At 71.8% G+C, this 19,036-nt stretch carries 16 protein-coding genes and 1 riboswitch; of the genes, 4 read left to right on the top strand and 12 right to left on the bottom strand.

Features of this window, described 5'->3' with window-relative positions; translation table 11 throughout:
• Positions 1–39: 39 nt before the first annotated feature.
• The gene (locus CcI49_RS31540; RefSeq protein ID WP_076832736.1) at positions 40–825 is read left to right on the top strand and encodes an SDR family oxidoreductase; all 786 of its coding nucleotides are present in this window, start codon (positions 40–42) and stop codon (positions 823–825) included.
• On the opposite strand, the gene CcI49_RS31535 is transcribed toward CcI49_RS31540, so the two are convergent.
• The 3 genes from CcI49_RS31535 to CcI49_RS31525 all read right to left on the bottom strand — a co-directional run bounded on the left by CcI49_RS31535 (position 822) and on the right by CcI49_RS31525 (position 3,595).
• Positions 822–1,313, bottom strand: coding sequence for a flavin reductase family protein (locus CcI49_RS31535; protein ID WP_076832733.1), 492 nt, complete (start codon positions 1,311–1,313; stop codon positions 822–824). The genes CcI49_RS31540 and CcI49_RS31535 overlap by 4 nt on opposite strands.
• Positions 1,307–2,098, bottom strand: coding sequence for an alpha/beta hydrolase (locus CcI49_RS31530; RefSeq protein WP_076832728.1), 792 nt, complete (start codon positions 2,096–2,098; stop codon positions 1,307–1,309). Before CcI49_RS31530 ends, CcI49_RS31535 begins: the two co-directional genes overlap by 7 nt.
• 114 nt (positions 2,099–2,212) lie before the next feature.
• On the bottom strand, positions 2,213–3,595 hold the full coding sequence (locus CcI49_RS31525; protein ID WP_076832725.1) for an NtaA/DmoA family FMN-dependent monooxygenase: 1,383 nt from the start codon (positions 3,593–3,595) through the stop codon (positions 2,213–2,215).
• Positions 3,596–4,092: 497 nt separating this feature from the next.
• Between CcI49_RS31525 and CcI49_RS31520 the strand changes: the two genes are divergently transcribed.
• Positions 4,093–5,094 carry a LysR family transcriptional regulator gene (locus CcI49_RS31520; protein WP_076832723.1) on the top strand — a complete coding sequence of 334 codons (1,002 nt, stop codon included), beginning with the start codon at positions 4,093–4,095 and terminating at the stop codon, positions 5,092–5,094.
• Positions 5,094–5,639, top strand: a complete 546-nt coding sequence (locus tag CcI49_RS31515; protein ID WP_076832720.1) for a cupin domain-containing protein — start codon at positions 5,094–5,096, stop codon at positions 5,637–5,639. The genes CcI49_RS31520 and CcI49_RS31515 overlap by 1 nt, the downstream gene beginning before the upstream one ends.
• A gap of 365 nt (positions 5,640–6,004) precedes the next feature.
• Here CcI49_RS31515 and CcI49_RS31510 read toward each other — a convergent pair whose 3' ends face one another.
• The 9 genes from CcI49_RS31510 to CcI49_RS31470 all read right to left on the bottom strand — a co-directional run bounded on the left by CcI49_RS31510 (position 6,005) and on the right by CcI49_RS31470 (position 18,006).
• Positions 6,005–7,237, bottom strand: a complete 1,233-nt coding sequence (locus tag CcI49_RS31510) for an IS110 family transposase (protein ID WP_076832716.1) — start codon at positions 7,235–7,237, stop codon at positions 6,005–6,007.
• Positions 7,238–7,984: 747 nt separating this feature from the next.
• Positions 7,985–9,160 carry an LLM class flavin-dependent oxidoreductase gene (locus tag CcI49_RS31505; RefSeq protein WP_076832713.1) on the bottom strand — a complete coding sequence of 392 codons (1,176 nt, stop codon included), beginning with the start codon at positions 9,158–9,160 and terminating at the stop codon, positions 7,985–7,987.
• Positions 9,161–9,204: 44 nt separating this feature from the next.
• Complete coding sequence (locus CcI49_RS31500) at positions 9,205–10,332, bottom strand: LLM class flavin-dependent oxidoreductase (RefSeq protein WP_054571176.1); 1,128 nt, start codon at positions 10,330–10,332, stop codon at positions 9,205–9,207.
• 6 nt (positions 10,333–10,338) lie between these two features.
• Positions 10,339–11,703, bottom strand: coding sequence for an ABC transporter ATP-binding protein (locus tag CcI49_RS31495; RefSeq protein ID WP_241840353.1), 1,365 nt, complete (start codon positions 11,701–11,703; stop codon positions 10,339–10,341).
• Complete coding sequence (locus CcI49_RS31490) at positions 11,700–12,770, bottom strand: ABC transporter ATP-binding protein (RefSeq protein WP_054571175.1); 1,071 nt, start codon at positions 12,768–12,770, stop codon at positions 11,700–11,702. The genes CcI49_RS31495 and CcI49_RS31490 overlap by 4 nt, the downstream gene beginning before the upstream one ends.
• Positions 12,763–13,794 carry an ABC transporter permease gene (locus CcI49_RS31485; protein WP_076832710.1) on the bottom strand — a complete coding sequence of 344 codons (1,032 nt, stop codon included), beginning with the start codon at positions 13,792–13,794 and terminating at the stop codon, positions 12,763–12,765. The genes CcI49_RS31490 and CcI49_RS31485 overlap by 8 nt, the downstream gene beginning before the upstream one ends.
• Positions 13,791–14,864: an ABC transporter permease gene (locus tag CcI49_RS31480; protein ID WP_116437554.1), complete on the bottom strand. Its 1,074-nt coding sequence runs from the start codon at positions 14,862–14,864 to the stop codon at positions 13,791–13,793. The genes CcI49_RS31485 and CcI49_RS31480 overlap by 4 nt, the downstream gene beginning before the upstream one ends.
• 2 nt (positions 14,865–14,866) lie before the next feature.
• The gene (locus CcI49_RS31475) at positions 14,867–16,459 is read right to left on the bottom strand and encodes an ABC transporter substrate-binding protein (RefSeq protein WP_241840352.1); all 1,593 of its coding nucleotides are present in this window, start codon (positions 16,457–16,459) and stop codon (positions 14,867–14,869) included.
• Between the two features lie 719 nt (positions 16,460–17,178).
• Positions 17,179–18,006 carry an SDR family NAD(P)-dependent oxidoreductase gene (locus CcI49_RS31470; RefSeq protein ID WP_076832703.1) on the bottom strand — a complete coding sequence of 276 codons (828 nt, stop codon included), beginning with the start codon at positions 18,004–18,006 and terminating at the stop codon, positions 17,179–17,181.
• Positions 18,007–18,123: 117 nt separating this feature from the next.
• Here CcI49_RS31470 and CcI49_RS31465 point away from each other — a divergent pair, with 117 nt between their 5' ends.
• Positions 18,124–18,795, top strand: coding sequence for a TetR/AcrR family transcriptional regulator (locus tag CcI49_RS31465; RefSeq protein WP_198955694.1), 672 nt, complete (start codon positions 18,124–18,126; stop codon positions 18,793–18,795).
• Positions 18,796–18,934: 139 nt separating this feature from the next.
• A riboswitch (ZMP/ZTP riboswitch) is annotated at positions 18,935–19,023 on the top strand.
• The last annotated feature ends 13 nt before the right edge of the window (positions 19,024–19,036 follow it).

The following is a 19,036-nucleotide window of genomic DNA, read 5'->3' as shown; positions in this document are numbered from 1 at the left end:
CTCGATCGCCATGGTCGAAGGACGGAAGGAGACGACACGATGCCCTGGGGACGACTGGACGGCCTACACGCCCTGGTCGTGGGCGGCGGCAGCGGAATAGGCCTGGCAACCGCGACAGTGCTCGCCCGGGACGGCGCCGCCGTGACCATCGCCGGGCGCACCGAGGAGAAACTGAACGCCGCGGCGGAAAAGCTCGCGGGCACCGAGGGCCTGCGACTGCGCACGGCCCGCTGCGACACCCTGGTCGCGGCCGACGTCGAACGGGCCGTCGAGATCGCGGCCGGTGGCATCGGCGGGCACCTGGACATCGCGGTGACAGTGCCCGGCGGCGGCTCGTTCGCCCCGGTCCTCACCTACGATCCGGACCAGTTCAGCCGCGAGGTGGACCTGAACGTCCGCCCGGTCTACCTGCTCATCAGGTACGCCGGCGCGGCGATGACGGCCGGCGGCTCGATCGTCGCCACCTCGTCGACCGCGGCCGCCTTCTCCACCCGCAACCTCGCCAGCTACGGCACCGGCAAGGCCGCGGTCGACGCCCTGGTCCGGATCGCCGCCGACGAACTGGGAGCACGCGGAATCCGGGTCAACTCGGTGCGCCCCGGGCTCACCCGGACCGCCACCACCACCGGCCTGTTCGCCAGTGACACCGTGCGGGCCGCCTTCCTCGCCAGCCAGCCGCTCGCCCGACACGGCGAGGCCGACGACCAGGCGGCGGCCATCCGCTTCCTCGCCGGCCCGGAGTCGTCCTGGATCACCGGCCAGCACCTAGCCGTCGACGGCGGGCACACCCTCCGCAGCTTCCCCGACCTGCTCGCGGGCGCCTAGGCTTCGAGGCGGCGGAACTGGCTGGCGTGGAACACCAGCGGGCTGATGCCGTGGTCGGCGTCGAGGTCGTGCACCCGCAGCAGGACGAGGTCGTGGTCACCCGCGCGCACCTCCTGGTCGATGCTGGTCTCGATCCATCCGCTCGCCCCGTCGAGCAGAACGGCGCCGTGCTCGCTCACCCGCCAGCCCAGCTCGGCGAATCGGTCGCCGCCCCGCCCCGCGAGCTGGCGGGCCGCCCGGCCCTGGTCCGCGCTGAGAATGCTCACACCGATGCGGGCCGCGCCGCGCAACACCGGCCAGGTGTTGGACGTGTGCGCGACGCACAGCGATACCAGCGGCGGCTCCAGTGAGACGGAGGTGAAGGAGCTCGCCGCGATCCCCACGGGTGCGCCGTCGACCAGGGCGGCCACCGCGGCGACCCCGGACGGGAAGGCGCCGAAGACGTGCCGCAGCCGGGTGGGGTCGAGCGCCGGCACCGCTGTCACCATCTGCTCGCCTCCGTGACGATGATCGGGCTCAGCGCCGGCTCGTTGCGCAGCGCCTCCAGGAACGTGACGACCTCGGCGGAGACCGACCGGTGGTGGACGTCGTTGAGCACGTCGTGGTGCGCTCCACGGACCACGGTCAGCCGCGCGTTCGGCAGCGCCTTCGCCGCGCGGCTGAGCGCCTCACGGTCGGCGACGGGGTCGTCGTCACCGACGAGCAGCAGCTGCGGCAGCGTGGCGGTGCTGCCGTAGGCGAGGTCGAGCAGCGCGTCGGGGACGACATCGCCGAGGCTGCCCCGCTGTACTGCCGGGTCGTCGCTGAGCACACCACGATGCACCGGGCAGTGGGTACGGGCGTTCAGCTCGTCGTCCCAACCGCCGGTGGCGTGGGCGCCGTAGCCGGGCAGCCCGGCGAGGACGAGGGCGTCCGGCCGCCAGACGTCGGAGACGCCCCGCTGACCACCGGCGGCGAGTGCGGCGAGCGCGGCCAGTGCCACCGCGCCGGTGTCCGAACCGACCGCGACGAGCGGCCGGGTCGGCTCGTCTCCCACGCCGGCGGCGGCTTCGGCCAGCTGCTTCGCGATCACCTCGAGGGAGGCGATCGGGTCGGCCGGATCGAGCACCGGTGCTTCGGTCGCCCGCACCCGGTAGGTGTCCGACGCCACGCGGGCGCCGAAGCGGCGGTAGACGGCCGGGCTCTCTCCGCGGCCCGGCACGATCAGAACGGTCCCGCGGGTGCGCAGGCCGCCGGTGGCTTCGAAGTCGAGGACGTCGAGGTGGTCGGTCATGGTGTCGGGCTCCCGCCGGTTCGGGCTGTGCGATGGGCCGCGGTACGACGGTGCGCCGCCACGGCAGGAAACTGGGTGATGGGTGTGGTGATGGGTGTGAGGTGATGGGTCAGGTCACACACCGGCGGGCTGCAGCGTCTGCTGGCGGGCCGCGGTGTGGCGGTTCTCGGGAATGGGCAGCCCGAGGTTGCCGCGCAGCGTCGTGGACTCGTACTCGTCCCGCACGACGCCGCGCTCGCGCAGGATCGGCAGGACCTCGTCGACGAAGCGCGCGAACTCGCTGGGCACCGTCACGATGATGTTGATGCCGTCGAAGGCGCCGGCGCGGAACCAGCGCTCGATCTCGTCGGCCACGGTGCGCGCCGAGCCGACGAAGGGTGCGTAGTGCGCGCTGAGCTGGTGCTCGACCACCTGGCGCAGGGTGAGGTCGTTCTCCCGGGCGTGCTTCTTGATGGCCTCCGCCTGGGTCCGGAAGCTGAGCGCACCGGCGTCACCGACCTCGGGGAACGGTGCGTCCAGGTCGTACTGCGAGAAGTCGTGCCAGCCGAACGGCCGGCCGAGCTCGGCCAGCGCCCGGGCGAAGCTCTTCGCGCCCAGAGTCGCCCGCTGGATCTCGCGGGCCTGCTCGTCGGTGTCGGCGATGATCGGCGAGATGCCCGGGAACACGAGCACCTGGTCAGGGTCGCGCCCCTTGGCCGCCGCCCGTGCCCGCAGCTCGGTGCGGAACGCCTGAGCCTGCTCCAACGTCTCGGCGTGTGTGAAGATCGCCTCGGCGACGCTGGCGCCGAGGTCACGGCCCTCCTCGGAGTCCCCCGCCTGGAAGATCACCGGCTGCCCCTGGGGGGTGCGCTCCAGGTTGAGCGGGCCGACCACCGAGAAGTACTCGCCGCGGTGGTTCAGCGCATGCTGGCGGTCGCGGTCGAAGAACACGCCGCGTTCCTTGTCCCGGGGGAAGGCGTCGGCCTCGTAGGAGTCCCACAGCGCCCGCGCGACCTGGACGTGCTCCAGTGCCCGGCCGTAGCGGGTCGCGTAGTCGTAGTGCTCGTCCCGGCTGTAGTTGCCCGCGGTGCCCGCGTCGCCGCTGGTGACCACGTTCCAGCCGGCGCGACCGCCGCTGATGTGGTCGAGGGACGCCAGCCGGCGCGCGACGTTGAACGGCTCGTTGTAGGACGTCGTGATCGTCCCCACCAGGCCGATGTGGCTGGTGTGCACGGCGATCGCGGACAGCAGCGTGAGCGGCTCGAGCCGGCTGAGGTAGTGGTGCGGCGAGTCCGGGGTGATGAACTGGCTGTCCACGATGAAGACGAGGTCGAACTTCGCGGCCTCGGCGGCCTGCGCGCGGGCGATGTACCAGTGGACGTCCACACTGGCGTCGCCCGGGATCTCAGGGCTGAGCCAGGTGTTGTGCTGCCCTGGCCCGCCGACCCCGAACAGGACGGCACCGAGCTTCAACGTGCGAGGCTTCGGCGTGCGGGGCTTCAGCGTGCGAGCAGACATCGGTGGACCTTTCCTGGTCGGCAACACGCGCTGGACCGCCCTCAGGCCGGGTGATCCAACACGCAAAGTGACGATCTTGCGCCGGGCACGCCAGACCGACACCCCGAATCGGCGACGATCCACAGCCGGGCGGACCAGCGACCTCAGCGGCCTGAGCGGGCCATGTACTCAGTGCGGCGACCGGCCCCTGGACCGACCGCGCGGCAAACCGGTGCAGCTCGGCCGGCAGAACGCCTGATCAGAGGGCTGGCAGCGGGCGGGACACGGTCAGCGGCAGCGCGCGGCGGCACCGCGACACACGGCGGCACCGCGACAGGTGAGGTCGATCAGATGCCAGCCGACGCCCGCCGCTACGATCTCCGACCGGTTCATGGGCCCAGCATGCGTCCGTTTGGCCGGCGGTGTCCAACTACGCTTCACAATGATGATCTATAGCGTTCCGCGATTATTTTCACCATTTCGGTGTAGATAGTGTGGCCGCTAGGTAGCCTGACCTGGTGGGACGCACCCTGGACATCGCCCCGCTGCGCAGCTTCGTCGCTGTCGCGGACTGCGGCGGCTTCCAGCGCGCGGCGTCCGCACTGCACCTCAGCCAGGCGGCGGTCAGCCAGCATGTGCGCCGCCTGGAGGCCGCGACGGGCCGCATCCTGGTCGAACGGCAGGGGCGCGGCTCCCGGCTCACCCGCGACGGCGAGCACCTCCTCCGCCAGGCCCGGCGGATCCTCGGCCTGCACGACGAGACCCTGCACAGCTTCGTCCCGCAGGCCGCGGAACCGGTGGTCATCGGGTCTACGGAACACGCCGCGGCGCAGCTGCTGCCATCCCTCAACGGCATCCTGGAGCAGGAGCTGCCGCACCAGGTCATGCGTTTCCGCATCGACCGGGGCAACCGCCTGCGGGAAGGTCTCGACACCGGCCAGGTCGACCTGGCCCTGCTGCTCGGGCCGGCCGACGACCCCCGCGCCTGGCCGGTCGGCCAGCTCGAACTGACCTGGTACTCCGCACCCACCTGGGAGCGGCCGTCCTCCCTGTCCCAGCCCGTCCCGCTGGTCGTCTTCGACCAGCCCTGCTCGCTGCGCAACCGCGCGCTGGAGGCGCTGTCCTTCCACGCGATCCCGACCGTGATCGGCGCGGAGGCCGTCCAGCTCGCCGGTGTGCAGGCCGCCATCCGGGCCGGCCTCGGCGTCGGGCTGATGGCTACCCTGGGCCAGACCCCGGAAGGACTCGTCGCCCGCGACGACCTGCCCCAGCCGGCCCCCCTGCCGATGGCACTCTGGGCCCGGCAGAGCCTGCCCGCCGAGATCTCACGCCGCGTCGCCGAGACGTTGTGCCAACTGCTCCTGGCACCCGTGCGCCCGGGCCCCACGGCTCTGCCCCCCGAGTCGCTGGCACCCGAGTCGCTCGCACCCGGGTCCCTGGCACCCGGGTCCTTGGCACCCGGGTCCCCGGCCGCACCGGCGGACGCGCACCTCGAACCCAGTACCAGCAAGGGAGTCTGATGCCCGCCATCCACGTCCCCGCCGGCAGCGCCGACGGGGAGTTCGTCCGCACGCCCAGCGGCGTCCTGCTGCCCGCCGACATCGACCCGTTCCACCGCCGCCTGCACCGCATCGCCCCGGCCGGCCTCGTCGGCGACACGACGCAGACCTCCGGGATGCGGCGCATGGAGGCGGTCAGCGGCAAGACCGTCGGCGCACGCAACCTGTGGATGGGCCAGACGCACGTCCCGGCGTCGACGGCGTCCGGAAACCACCACCACGGCGCGTCGGAGACCGCGATCTACATCGTCTCCGGCAGTCCGGTCTTCGTCTTCCTGGACGTCGACGGCGACGAGCCGGTCGAGACCCGCGTCGAGACCTCCCCCGGCGACTACATCTTCGTCCCGCCGTACGTGCCGCACCGTGAGGAGAACCCCGACCCCGACGCCGAGGCCGTCGTCGTCATCGCCCGCACCACCCAGGAGGCGATCGTCGTCAACCTCGGCGACCTCGGCTGGTCCGAAGTCCGCCTCGACGCCCCCGGCACCCCCGGCACGGAGTGCTGACCGGGAGCGGAACTCGAGCCCGCCCGCTCCCCTGCCCCCATCGGGCGAGAACCTGAGGATTGTGGTCGCCCGAGAGCACGTGTAGCGAAATCCCGAGAAGTCGCGGATCCGCGGCCCGTGCTGACGGAAGGCGAACCGCACCCGCACCGCCAACCATCGAGGTGCCCGCTCCGCCCACACAGCATCAGCAGTTCGCCCCAAAAGGGACAGAAGGGCCGCAGAATTGCCTGGGAGCCGCAAGAAAGAAGGATTTTGGTCGTGGGAACAACCAAAATTCTTCACTTTTGCGACTCGTCAAACCGGGCTGCCAGGCTGCCGGGCTCTCGGAAGTCGGGCCACGTTCATGGGGTGTCTCTATGGCGTTGTCAAGCGGCGCGGGCCGGCTCGGGTGTGGGGTTGGTAGCGGGCGGCTGGTAGTGCTTGCGGTCGCGGATCATGGCGTAGAGGACGTCGACGCGGCGGCGGGCGAGGCAGATCAGGGCGGCGTTGTGCCGTTTGCCTTCGGCGCGTTTGCGGTCGTAGTAGCCCCGGCTGGTCGGGTCACCGAGACTGGCGAACGCCGACAGGAACAGGGTTGATTTCAGGGCGTGGTTGCCGCGTTGGGAACGGACCTCGCCGCGGATCGAGCTGCCGGAACGGCGGGTGACCGGGGCCAGGCCGGCGTAGGCGGCGAGGTGGGCTGCGGTCGGGAACGCGGAGACGTCCCCGATGATCGTCAGAAGGCTGGCGGCGGTCCTGATCCCGACGCCGGGCATCGAGATCAGGACCTCGGCAAGAGGGTGGGCCTCCAGGGCGGCCTCGACGTCCTGGGCGAGGTCGGCGCGTTCGTCGAGCACGCCGAGGAGCTTGCGGGCGACGCCGGCGATGACGCGGTCGAACGCGGCGGTGCCGGGAACGGTCACGGTCTGCTCGTCGAGGACACGGACCAGTTGGGCGGGCAGGGTCTTGGCGAGCCGAGGCGATCGTGGGCGCATCGTCGTGGCGATGCCGGCACCGCCGAGCTGTCGCCAGTCGGCCGGGGTGGGTGCGTCGGCGAGCAGTTCGAGGACCCCGGGTCGGTGGATGTGCTTGCCCAGCAGGCGTTCCGCGGCCGGATGGATGTGCAGCAGGGCGTCGCGCAGCCGGTTGGTGAGCCGGGTGGATTCGGCGGCGAGGTCGCTGTCGTAGCCGACGAGCACGGTCAGTCCGGCGAGGGTCTCATCGTCGGTGCCGACACGGCGCAGGGTGCGGGGCAGGGTTCTGGCGGCGTCGGCGATGACGTAGGCGTCGCGGGCGTCGGTCTTCGACTCACCGGGGTGCAGGTCGGCCAGGCGGCGCATCGCGAGTCCTGGCAGGTAGGCGACGTCCAGGCCCATCTGGCGGGCGACCGCGATCGACAGAGCGCCGATACTCGCGGGCTGGTCGACGATCACCAGCACTCGTCCGGCTTCGGTGAGCTGGGTGAAGACCTGCCGAAGGGCGGGTTCGTCGTTGGGGAGGGGCCGGTCGTGGAGCTTCTTGCCGGCGGGGTTCAGGGCGGTGGCGTGGTGGGTTTCCTTACCGACGTCGAGCCCGCAGAACACGGTGTAGGGCTCGGTGAGGTTGTCGGTCTCCTCCAAGTGGATCACCTTCTGTGGCGGGGTCCAGGCCGACCATGGACAGCGTGCCGGCAGCCACGTTACGAGCAGGCATCACCCACGCCAGGTCTCTATCAGCGGTCACGTCCGTCCGCCGTCTCCGGTGACAACACCCCCCAGGTCATGGGCGACAGGGGCGATCAGTCATGCCGGAGACGGTGGCCTGAACAGCCCGTTTCGGGCCTGCGAGCAAGGTAACGGGGGCGAACCTCCCCGCCCACCGACTATCGACCTTGATCGGCACCGATCCGCGACCGGCTCTCTGGCAGTTGAAATCCATACCTCCTGCTCGGCGAAAACGGCAGCAGCGGCATGGACGGGCCATGCGGATCAGGCGGATCAGGCAGGCATCGCGAGGTTGCACCGGTAGGCCAGCCACCCTTTCCCCCTTTTGGCCCTGCCTGCTGTCCGATGACCGGCGGATGGGGACCGCGCAGGATGGCTGGCGTACCGATGCGGTCGCGTGCAATGTCCGCATCCACGCAGTACAGCGTAGAAGGCTGACGCCGCCGAACGCGCCCCGGGGCCGGATTCCGCCGAGCGGAGACCTGCGCGGCGTGACGTTCCAGAGATGCGACCCGACCGGTACGCAGTTCTCCGGCACGGAGAGCCCTACAGTCTCGGGTACGCGACAACCACACGTACCCTGAAAGCGGACAAGCACCGCCAGAACGGCCCGGAGTAGCCGGACGCCGCAGGCATCCCGTCACCGAGCGCCAGCGGCCCGGTTCAGGAGTGGACCACCTCGCGTACCCGGGCGGCACCGGCCCGCAGGGCGGGGATCAGCTCTCTGCCCCAGTCGACGACGTCGTCGTAGGGGTCGAAACCGCGGATCAGGAACGTGTCGACGCCGATCTCGTGGTAGCGCAGCAGCGCGTCGGCGACCTGCTGCGGGGTGCCGACGTGGCCGGAGGAGTTGCCACCGGGGCCGGTCAGGGCGGTGACGCCGAACCAGAGGCGCTCGTCGTACACCTGCTGGCGGGCCGCCACCTCCTGCAGCCGGGCGGACGCCACCGAGCCGGACGTCGCGAACAGCGCCCTGCCCGCCGCAGCCGACCCCGCCGACCCCGCCGACCCGGCTGGCCCCGATGACCCGGCTGGCCCGGCGACCAGGGCCGCGCTCACCCGTGCGGCCTCGGCGCGGCGGCGGGTCTCGGCGGCGATCGCCTCGGCACGGGCCCAGGCGGCTTCCTCAGTCGCGGCGACGATCGGCCGGGTGGAGAGGCTGAAGCGCAGCGTGCGGCCGTGCTTCGCCGCCTCGGCGCGCAGCAGGGCGATGCGCTCCGCGGTCTGTTCGAGCGGCTCACCGAACAGCATGTAGACGTCCGCGTGCCGGGCGCCCACCTCGACGGCCGCCTCGGACTGCCCGCCGAAGAACAGCGGGATGCCGGCGGCGGTCGCCGGCTTCACCGAGCTGTAGGCGCCTTCGAACCGGTAGAACGGCCCCTCGTGGTCGAACGGCGCGTCGGAGGTGAGCGTGCGCCGCAGGACGTCCATGAACTCCGCGGTGCGCGCGTAGCGGGTGTCGTGGTCGGCGAAGTCGCCGTCGCGGCGCTGGTCGGCGTCGTTGCCGCCGGAGATGTGGTGGATGGCGACCCGTCCACCACCGCTGAGCTGGTCGAGGGTGGCGAGCTTGCGGGCGGCCAGGGTCGGCGCGACGAAGCCGGGCCGGTGCGCGATGAGCACGCCGAGCCGCCGGGTGTGCGCCAGCACATGGCCGGCGACGGCGAACCCGTCGGGTGCGGTCGCCCCGTAGCCGATGAGGACACGGTCGAAGCCGGCCTCGTCGTGCGCCTGCGCGAACCGGGTCAGGTAGGCGGCGTCGACCGCGGGGCCGTCGAAGTACGACCCGCGGGTCTCCGACACCTCCTTGGTTCCCACCATGCCGAGGATCTCGATCGCCATGTCAGCTCCTGCTCGCCTTCGTCGGCTTCCAGTGAGATTCCAGGTCAGACGGACGCCGGGGCCGCGGCGGGCGCGGCGGGCGCGGTCACGGCCGGTGTGCCGGAGCCGGTGACGGGGTCACGGTCGGCGGTCCGCTCGTGGACGAGCTTCACCAGGCTGCCGTAGTCCCGGGCGTCGGCGACCGGGTCGAAGCCGCGGATGAGCAGGGTGGAGACGCCGACGTGCACGTAGTCGACGAGCGCCTCGGCGACCTGCTCGTAGCTGCCGACCAACGCGGTGGAGTTGCCGACGGCGCCGGTCACCTTGGCGATGGCGGTCCACAGCCGCTTGTCGTGGACGTCACCCTCGTCGGCGTACTTCAGCAGCCGCTGGCTGCCCACCTGCTCGGAGCCCTTCAGGAACTTCTGGATGTCGGCGCTGCGCTCCCGGGTGAGCTCCAGGATCTCGGCGGCGCGATCCCACGCGGCCTGCTCGGTGTCGGCGGGGATGGGCCGCAGGCTGACACTGAACCGCGGGTCACGCCCGTACGGGGCGGCGGCGGCCCGGACCTGCCGGATGCGCTCGACGATCCCGGCCAGCGGCTCACCCCAGAACGCGTAGACGTCGGCGTGTTTCCCGCCGACCCGCACCGCGTCGTCGGAAGCGCCACCGAAGTAGATCGGGATGCGTCCAGCGGGCGGGCGCACCGCCGACCAGGCCCCGCGGATCTGGTAGAAGTCGCCGTCGTAGTCGAACGGGGTGGCCGACTCCCACTCGCGCCGCAGGATGTCGAGGAACTCGTCGGTGCGCCGGTAGCGGGTGGCCTTGTCGGTGAGGTCGCCGTCGCGGGCCTGGTCGGCGTCGTCCCCGCCGGTGATGACGTGCAGGGCGATGCGGCCGGGGTTGAACGCGTCGATCGTGGCGTACTTGCGCGCGGCGATGGTCGGGGCGACGAAACCGGGCCGGTGTGCGAGCAGGACGCCGAGCTTCTTCGAGCGGGCGAGGATCTGGTCGGCGACGACGAACCCGTCGGGCATGAAGGAGGCGTGCGCGACCAGCACCCGGTCGAAGCCGGCTTCCTCGTGGGCGCGGACGAACCCGTCCAGGTAGTCCGGGTCGACGACGGGGCCGGTCGAGCCCTGGGACTCGCTGCCGGCCGAGGTGGAAACCATCCCGATGAACTCAACGGACATCGTTGTTCACTCCTTTGTGGACAGGGCGGTCAGCGCCGCACCCGCGTCGACGGCGCTGCGCGCGCCAGCAGGTGCGGAGGCCGCGGGGGCCGGGACGGCGGTCGTACCAGGCCCCGCGGCGGCGGAGATCGATGGCCTGGCGACGTCGTGGCGCCGGACCGGCAGGCCGGGATGCGCGGACCGTGCAGGCGCCGGCGGCGACGTTGCCGGTAGCGACGTCGCTGGTGACGACGTTGCCGGTAGTGAGGACCGCCAGGTCTCGGTGTGATGGCAGGCGACGGTCCAGCCGGCCGCGACGGGCAGCGCGGCAGGGGTCCGGTCGCAGGCGTCGGTCGCGAATGGGCACCGGTGCGCGAAGCCGCAGGCGTCGGCGGGCCGCCGCCCGGCGCCCGGCCTGTCGGCGGGCCGCCGCAGCTGCGCCGGGGTCGGGCCGTCCTCGTCGCGGATGCTCGGCGCCGAGGCGATCAGCAGCGCGGTGTAGGGATGCCGCGGCCGGTCGAACACCTCGGCGATCGGGCCGTCCTCGACGACGCGGCCGCGGTAGAGGACGACGACCCGGTCCGCGATGCCGGCGAGCGAGCTCAGGTCGTGCGAGATGATGATGATCCCCAGCCGGCCACGGCCAGGGTCCGCATCGGCCGCGCTGGCGGAAACGGCGGGATCGGCGGGCTGACGGCGCAGCCCGTCCAGCAGCCGAAGGATGAGGTTGCGGTTCGATCCGTCCAGCGCGCTGACGGGCTCGTCACAGATGAGCAGCCGCGGGTCGTCGACGATCGCGCGGGCGATGGATGCCCGCTGCCGCTGGCCACCGGAGATCGCCCCGGGCAGGCGGTCCGCCACGGCGGGATCGAGACCAACCCGGCGCAGCGCGTCGGCGACGGCCGCGCGCCGGTCGTCGCGGCTGCCGCGGCCGGCGACGGCGAGCCCCTCGGCGATGCTGGTGCCGATGGTGAGGTCGGGATCGAGCGCGCGCAGCGGGTCCTGGAAGACGAAGCGGATGGCACCGCTGCGGCGGAAGTCCCGGCGGGCGCGGCGCCGCAGACCGCGGACGTCCCGGCCGTCGACCTCGACCTCGCCGGCGTCGGCCCGGGTCAGGCCGGCGATCGCGCGGGCGAGCGTGGTCTTGCCTGATCCGGTCTCACCGATGACGCCGACGACCTCGCCGGGACGGACGGCCAGGGAGACGTCCCGCAGGACGGTCGTGCGCCGTCCCGGCCCACTGCGGGCGCGGAAGGAGACGGTCAGGCCACGGACCTCCAGGAGCGGCGCCGCGGCAGCCACCGGAACCGGTTCCGCGGAACCGTCCGGATGCGGTTCCGCGGAACCGTCCGGATGCGGTTCCGCGACAACGGCGGTCCTGGTGGCGTTCATGTGGGTGCTCCTGCTCGCTCGGGGACTCGGGGCGTCAGTTCGATCTCGCCCAGCCGGGCGCACCGTGCGAACCGCTCTCCCCCGGGCGCACCGGCCGGCGCGCCCGGCACCGCCGCCCGCAGCTCCACCGGCGCCGCGCGGCAGGCGTCGGTGACGAAGGCGCAGCGGTCGGCGAACCGGCAGCCGGTGATCCGCGCGCCCACCGGCGGCGCGGCGCCGTCGATGACGTCCAGCTCACGGCGCCGCCAGTCACCGACGGAGGCGACCCGCAGCAACGCTGCCGTGTAGGGGTGCCGCGGGTTCGCCAGGACGTCCGCCGTGGGCCCGGCCTCGACGATCTCGCCGGCGTAGAAGACCAGGATCCGGTCGCAGAGCTGCGCGATCACGGCGAGGTCGTGGGAGACGGCGAGGATCGCGAGGCCCCGCTCGGCGCGCAGCAGGTCCAGCGCCTCCAGCACCTCCGCCTGCACCGTGACGTCGAGCGCGGTCGTCGCCTCGTCGGCGACGAGCAGGTCCGGCTCACCGGCGACGGCGATCGCGAGCACGACCCGTTGCAGCATGCCGCCGGACAGCTCGTGCGGGTACTGGTGGTAGACCAGCTCGGGCTGGTGCAGGCCGAGCGTGCCGAGCAGCGCGATCGCGGCCTGGCGGGCTTCGCGGCGGCGGTGCCCGACCTTGATCCGGAACTGCTCGGCGAGCTGGCGGCCCACCGTGTGGGACGGGTTGAGGTACGAGCCGGGATCCTGGAAGACCGCACCGATCCGGGTGCCGCGCAGCCCGTCCCAGCGGCGCCTGGGCAGGTCGACGAGAGACGTCCCGTCGAAGTCGATCTCACCGGAGCTGACCGTGCAGCCGGGCGCGAGCACGCCGAGGGCGGCCCGGCAGGTCAGGGTCTTGCCGCTGCCGGACTCGCCGACGAACCCCACCGCCTCGCCGCGCCGGATGGTGAACGAGACTCCCTGCACGGCGGGGACTCCGCCGGCGCCGCGGGCACGGCGGCGCCGCCCGAACGACACGCCGCCGACGGTGATGTTCAGGTCCTCGACCCGAAGCAGGTCGTCAGGCATCGCGCACCTCCCGGTTCTGCCGGGGTATGGAGGACGTGGCCGCCGTGGTGGTCTCGACGGGCCCGGTGGCCGTGGCCGTCGCGGCGGAACTGGTCGCGACGGCGGAGCTGACTGTGGCGGCAGAGCTGACTGTGGCGGCAGAGCTGGTCTCGGCGGTGTCAGCGGAGTCGCTGCCACGGGCACGGCCRCTGCGAGCCGGATCGCCGGTGACGATGCCGGTGGTGTCACGGAGCGCGTCCGCGAGCGCGTTCAGCGCGACCACCGTGATGATGATCACCAGCGAGGGCGCGAGCGGTGCCCAGGGCCGCTGGGCGAGGTAGTTCAGGTCCGACGAGAGCATTCCGCCCCAGGTGGGCGCGGGCGGCTTCGTCCCGATGCCGAGGAACGACAGCGACGAGACCACCAGCAGCGACGCCGCCGCCCCACTCGCCGCCGTCACCACGATGGTGGGAAGCACCTTGTTCCAGATGTGCGTCCGCAGGATCCACCAGCGGGACGCCCCGACCAGCTCGGCGATCTCGACGTACTGCGAGGAGGCCAGGCCGAGCGTCGCGGCCCGGGTGATCCGGAAGTAGTTCGGGGCGAGCACCAGGCCGATCGCGAGCATCGCCTGATGGATGCCGTTGCCGATGATCCCGGTGACCGCGATCGCGAAGATGATGTAGGGCAGGGTGAGCAGCGCGTCGCTGATCCGCAGCGCGAGCCATTCGAAGGCCCGGCCGAACACCACCGACGCCAGCCCCGCGGGCGCGCCGAGCAGGAGCCCGACGCCGACCGCCTCGGCCGCGCCGACCACCGAGCGGCCGGTGGCGTCCATCAGCCGGCTCAGCACGTCGCGGCCCAGGTAGTCGGTGCCCAGCCAGTGGGCGCCGCTCGGGTTCTGCAGGATCGCCTTCGGGTCCTGGGCGATCGGGTCCTGCGGCGCGAGGGAGCCGCCGGCGACCGCGAGCACGGCGACGACCGCGAGTACCAGCAGGGCGAGGCGCACCGAACGCAGCCGGATCATCCGGCGCAGCACGCTCATGATCGCCGCTCCGCTGCGGGGCGGAGCCGCACCAGCGCCACGTTGACCGCGACGTTGCAGACCAGCACCAGTGCGATCGAGGTGACGAGAACGCCCTGGATGACGGGAATGTCACCGCGCTCGGCGGCCTGCAGCGCCTGCTGCCCCAGACCGGGCAGGTTGAAGACCGCCTCGGCGACAACCGCACCGCCGATCAGCCGCGGCACGTACAGGCCGACAACGGTCAGCGCCGGCCCGACGGCGTTGCGCAGCGCATGGCCGAACACCACCCTGCGCACCGACAGCCCTCGCACGGTGGCACCGGTCACGAAGTTCTCCCGCAGGGTGCCCACCAGGGAGGTGCGGATCTGGCGCGTGAGCTCCGCACCGAACTCCACGCTGAGTGCGATCCCCGGCAGGATCACGAACTTCAGCCACTGGCCCGGGTCCTCGGTGAACGGCACGTACCCTCCGGAGGGCAGCACCGGCACCGTCACCGCGAACAGGATGATCAGACCGATCCCGACGACGAACGGCGGGATGGTCGACGCCACGGCGCACACCGCCGTGACCGCACGGTCGAGCCGCCCGCCGTTGTTCAGCGCCGCGGCGATCCCGGTCACCCCGCCGACGAGGATGGCGACCACCGCGGCCACCAGCGTGATCGACAGGTCGACCGGCAGGGCCTGCGCGACGCTGTCCCGCACCGGCAGGGTGGTGAAGTAGGAGTAGCCGAGATCCCCGGTGAGCGCGTTGCCGAGCCAGCTCACGTACTGGACGAGGAACGGCCGGTCCAGCCCGAACTGGTGGTTCATCCGCTCGATGTCCTGCGGCGTGGCGAGATCCCCGAGCACGGTCGCGGCCGGATTGCTGTCGGTGAGCGCGGTCATGCCATAGGTGATGAAGGTGGCCAGCAGTGTCACCGGCACCCCCACCGCCAGCAGTTGCCCGAGGCCACGGGCCAGCCCGGACAGGCCCGACGGGCGCCAGCGGCGCAGCAGGCCCGCGCCCCCCGGGAGCCGCGGCTGCGACGGCTGCGACGGCTCCGGCTGGCCCCGTCCTCCGGAGCCGACGACGTCGAGGGTGGTCATGGTCAGCTGTTCCCGGTCACGGTGACGCCCTCGAACCGCTGCGCCATCAGGTAGCTGCCGACCGGCGACACGTTCGAGCGACGGGCCAGGATCCGCGGGTTGCTGAAGAGGAAGACGTTGGGCATGGTCTCCACAGCGGTCTTCGTGGCCGCCTGCACGACGGACGCGTAGTTCGGGTCGTCCAGCGGCGTCGCGGTGATCTTCGCGACCGCCTCCTTGAGCGCCGGCGGGTTCGTCCGGCCCGGGTTCATCAGGCCCTGGTCGCCGAAGAGCACCTGGAACGCCTGCACGGGGCTCTCCCGCCCGGCGAACTGGTCGGTGAAGAACGGCTTCGCCCGCTGGATGTAGACCTGCTGGGTCGCCTGGGCCTGCGGGATGACCTCCAGCTTGACCCGGATCCCGGCCTTGGCGAGCTGCGCCTGGACCTGCTCGGGCAGCCCCTCGGCGACCGTGGTGGTGAGGGTGACGTCGATACCGTCCGGGTGCCCGGCCTCGGCGAGCAGCTTCTTGGCCTTGGCCACGTCGTAGGGGTAGGCGTTCTCCAGGGCGGCGTTGTGCCCGGCATGCCCCTTCGGGAACGGCTGGTAGTTGACCTCGCCGACACCGAAGTTGACGGTGTCCACCAGCGCCTTCCGGTCGACCGCATGCTTGATCGCCTGGACGACCTTGGGATTGTCGAACGGAGCCACCGTGTTGTTGACGTCGAGCACGCTGATGACCAGCGACGAGATGACCTGTACCTCGAACCCGGCGGCCTTGACCGCGGTGAGCTGCGACGCGGGAATCATGGCGACGTCGAGGCGGCCCGACTGGAGCGACGCGAGGGCGGTGGCGGCCTCGGGCGCCGGGTAGAGCTCGAAGTTGTCCGGCTTGATGTTGGCGGCGTCCCAGTAGCCGGCGAAGCGCGTCAGCTTCGCGCTGTCGTTGGGCACATAGGAGTTCAGCTGGAACGGGCCGGCGCCGACCGGCTTGGTGGCCAGGCCCTTCTCGTCGGTGTCGATGGCCTTCGGGCTGACGATCATCCCGGTCTTGCCGGCGAGAATGGCGGGCAGCTGGTAGTCGGTGTTCTTCAGGTCGATGCGGACGGTCGTCGCGTCGACCGCCACGACCTCCTTGAGGCTGGCGAGCTGGGCGGCCACCAACGAGTTCTTCGCGTCCCGGCCGCGCTCGAGGCTCTTCTTGACGGCGGCGGCGTCCACCGCGGTGCCGTCGCTGAACGTGAGCCCGGAGCGCAGGTGGAAGGTGACCGACGTGCCGTCGGCGCTGTACTCCCAGGAGCTGGCGAGCGCGGGCACCGGGTTCGCCTTCTCGTCCAGCTTCGTCAGGCCCGCGTAGACCAGCGAGAGGGCGTGGACGTCCCACCCGGCCGACGACGTGATCGGGTCCCAGGAGGTGACCAGCGCCCATCCCCAGCGCAGGGTGCCCCCGCTGGTGCTGCCGCCCGAGGCCGAGTCACCGCCGCCCCCGCACGCCGCCAGCAGGATCGAGCCTCCGGCCAGCGCCCCCAGGCGCAGGAACCCACGTCGCCCCATCACCGGCGCCGCCGACTCAGGTGACGAGGCGGAACTCAGGAAGGTCGTCCTCGGGGTACTCACGGGTTGGTCCTCTCAGGCATGAGAAAAGTCAGGCGGCAGCGAAGAAGTCAGGCGGAAGTCAGGCATGGCGGGGTGCCGACCGGTACGGATGCCGGTCGGTTAGTTACGGGCGCGCTGAAAACACGACCCGGCGGTGGCAGGGCACGGGGCGTTCTCAGGCAGGGCGCGGGCAGGGTCGCGCAGGCGTCTGATGACGCCGCGCGCGGACGAGGAACACGGAACGGGAGCGGTGGAGCGACGTCCGCCGACGGGAGGCGGACGACAATGCCAGCAGCAGACGAAACTCCGGCAGCAGGCATCTCGGGACCGGCTGTACAGCTGGCACGGGCGCGGGTGCCCGACCTGTCCACCGGTGACGGACGGTGGCTACCTACATCAACCCGGACCCGGTGGAGAGGACCAGGCACACCTGGCGGGGTGCCACGGAGCGTGGCACCGGACGCCGTCGACGACTAGCGACAGAGGGCGCTGGCGATCCGCACGAGGTCGACGTAGCGGCGCGCCACGCCGGTGTATGTCCACCGCATAGGTGAAGAATGCCCGATGACCAGGTAAAACGTCAATCACTACAACTGGGCGATCTATTTCACAAGCTCCGAGCCACCCGTACGCATCCATCTCACCACGCACCGTGGAGATCCATCACTGGAACCTTGCCGACCTTGTCGACAAGCAGTCACAACAACCACCAGAAAATCTCTATACGCGACGGTGAGTAGTTACAGTCGATCGGTAACGCTCCGCAACCGTTCGGCATCGGCGACGTCGGCCGCTCCCGCACTCAGCCGCAGCCGATGCCGGCGCCGGTAGGCCGACACCTGGCGCTCCGGAGGCTGATCGATCAGCTCGACGATCGGTTCGACCGCCCGGTCGACCGGGGTGGCAGCGACCGCGGCCAGCGCCGACACCAGCGCCCGCGCCGGCCGGCTCAGCGCACCCGCATGGCTGGTGCGCACGAAGCCGGGGTTGTAGAGCACGTGACGGATGCGGCCCGCCGGACGCGCACGCAACATCAGACCGAGCAGCTCGTTGGCGCGCCGGCTCTGCTGGTTGGCGCGCCGGGCGGTGAACCGCCGGTCAAGCTGCAGGTCGCCCCACCTCACGGCGTCGCGAGACGCACCTGGCACCGAGGTGTTCAGAACCACCGGCCGCTCGGCGGCCTCAAGCCGGTCAGCCAGGCCGTGACTGAGCAGGTACCGGCTCAGGTAGTAGAGGGCGAAGGTGTGCTCGAGGCCCTCCGCCGTGACGGTGCGGGTGGTGCGCAGGTAGGCCGCACAGAGGATGAGTGCGTCGATCGCGGGGAACCTGTCGGTGACCTCGGCGACGACCCGGCGGTTCTCCGCGGCGAGCGCCAGGTCCRCCCCGACGAAATGGGCCACCCCGGCGCCACTGACGCCACTGACGCCGCCGCCGGCCTCGGCGACCAGGCGGCGGAACTTCTCCTCGCTGCGGCCGATGACCACGACGTCGGCACCCGCCCGCAGGTAGTGCAGGGCCAGGGCCCGCCCGATGCCGTCGGTTCCCCCCGAGATGACGAATCTGCCCACGTCTACCGATCTCTCCCCTACAGCCGGCGCCCCGCCACCCCGAACTTGAGGTGACCCTCAAGTTCGGCAGAGGCTAGGGTAACTTGAGGACACCGTCAACTTCCCCAGGTGAGGACATTGCCCCCGACAGAAGACGAGCCCGGCCTGCGCAGGGACGCACGCCGCAACCGCGAGCAGCTGATCGCCGCCGCGCGCGAGCTGTTCGCCGAGCGCGGCGTCGACGTCCCCCTGGAGGAGATCGCCCGCCGCGCCCGGGTGAGCATCGGCACGCTGTACAACCGGTTCCCGACCCGCGGCCACCTCGTCGACGCCGTGTTCGCCGACCGGGTCGCGGCGAGTGTGCGCATCGCCGAAGCGGCGCTCGACATGGACGACCCGTGGCAGGCGCTCGTCCTCCTGCTCGAACAGACCTGCGAGCTGCAGGCCGCCGACCTCGGCTACAACGACGTCGTCTCCCGGGCACTGCCGCTGCGCGGCGCCGCCGAGCAGGCCCGGGCCCGCGGCTATGAGCTGATGCAGCAGGTCATCGTGCGGGCCCAGGAGGCCGCGGTCCTGCGCGCGGACATCACCCTGGAGGACATGGCCTTCGTCCTGTGGGGCCACGCCCGCACCGTCGAGGCGACCGCGGCCGTCGCGCCCCGCGCCTGGCGACGCCATCTCGCGATCATGCTGGACGGCCTGCGCGCCGAGGCCGCCCACCCGCTGCCCGAGCCACCGCTTCGACCCGACCAGGCCCGACAGGCGCTGAGCGGTCAGTGCGCCGCGGAGCACGACGAGCCTCGGGCGTGACGCGGCAGCAGGCGTGACATGGCGGCAGGCGTGCCGGCGCGGCGGCGTGCCGGCGCGGCGTGGTGCCGGCCGGCGCCTGGCGACGGCGGTCCACTGTCCAGGCCTCCGGGGCGACAAGGCCGTGACCACTACGATGCAGAGCAACAGTCGTGACTGGCGTGCTCGGGTGGAAGTGACCACCGGGGAGCGACGAATCTGCTGGCGGTGCCGCGCGCCTGGGCRCTCCGACGTCCGCCGCATG

This window comes from Frankia sp. CcI49 (genome assembly GCF_001983215.1).
Classification (GTDB): domain Bacteria; phylum Actinomycetota; class Actinomycetes; order Frankiales; family Frankiaceae; genus Parafrankia; species Parafrankia irregularis.
Note: the sequence above shows the minus strand (reverse complement) of the source record. Positions and strands in the feature narration are given on the sequence as shown.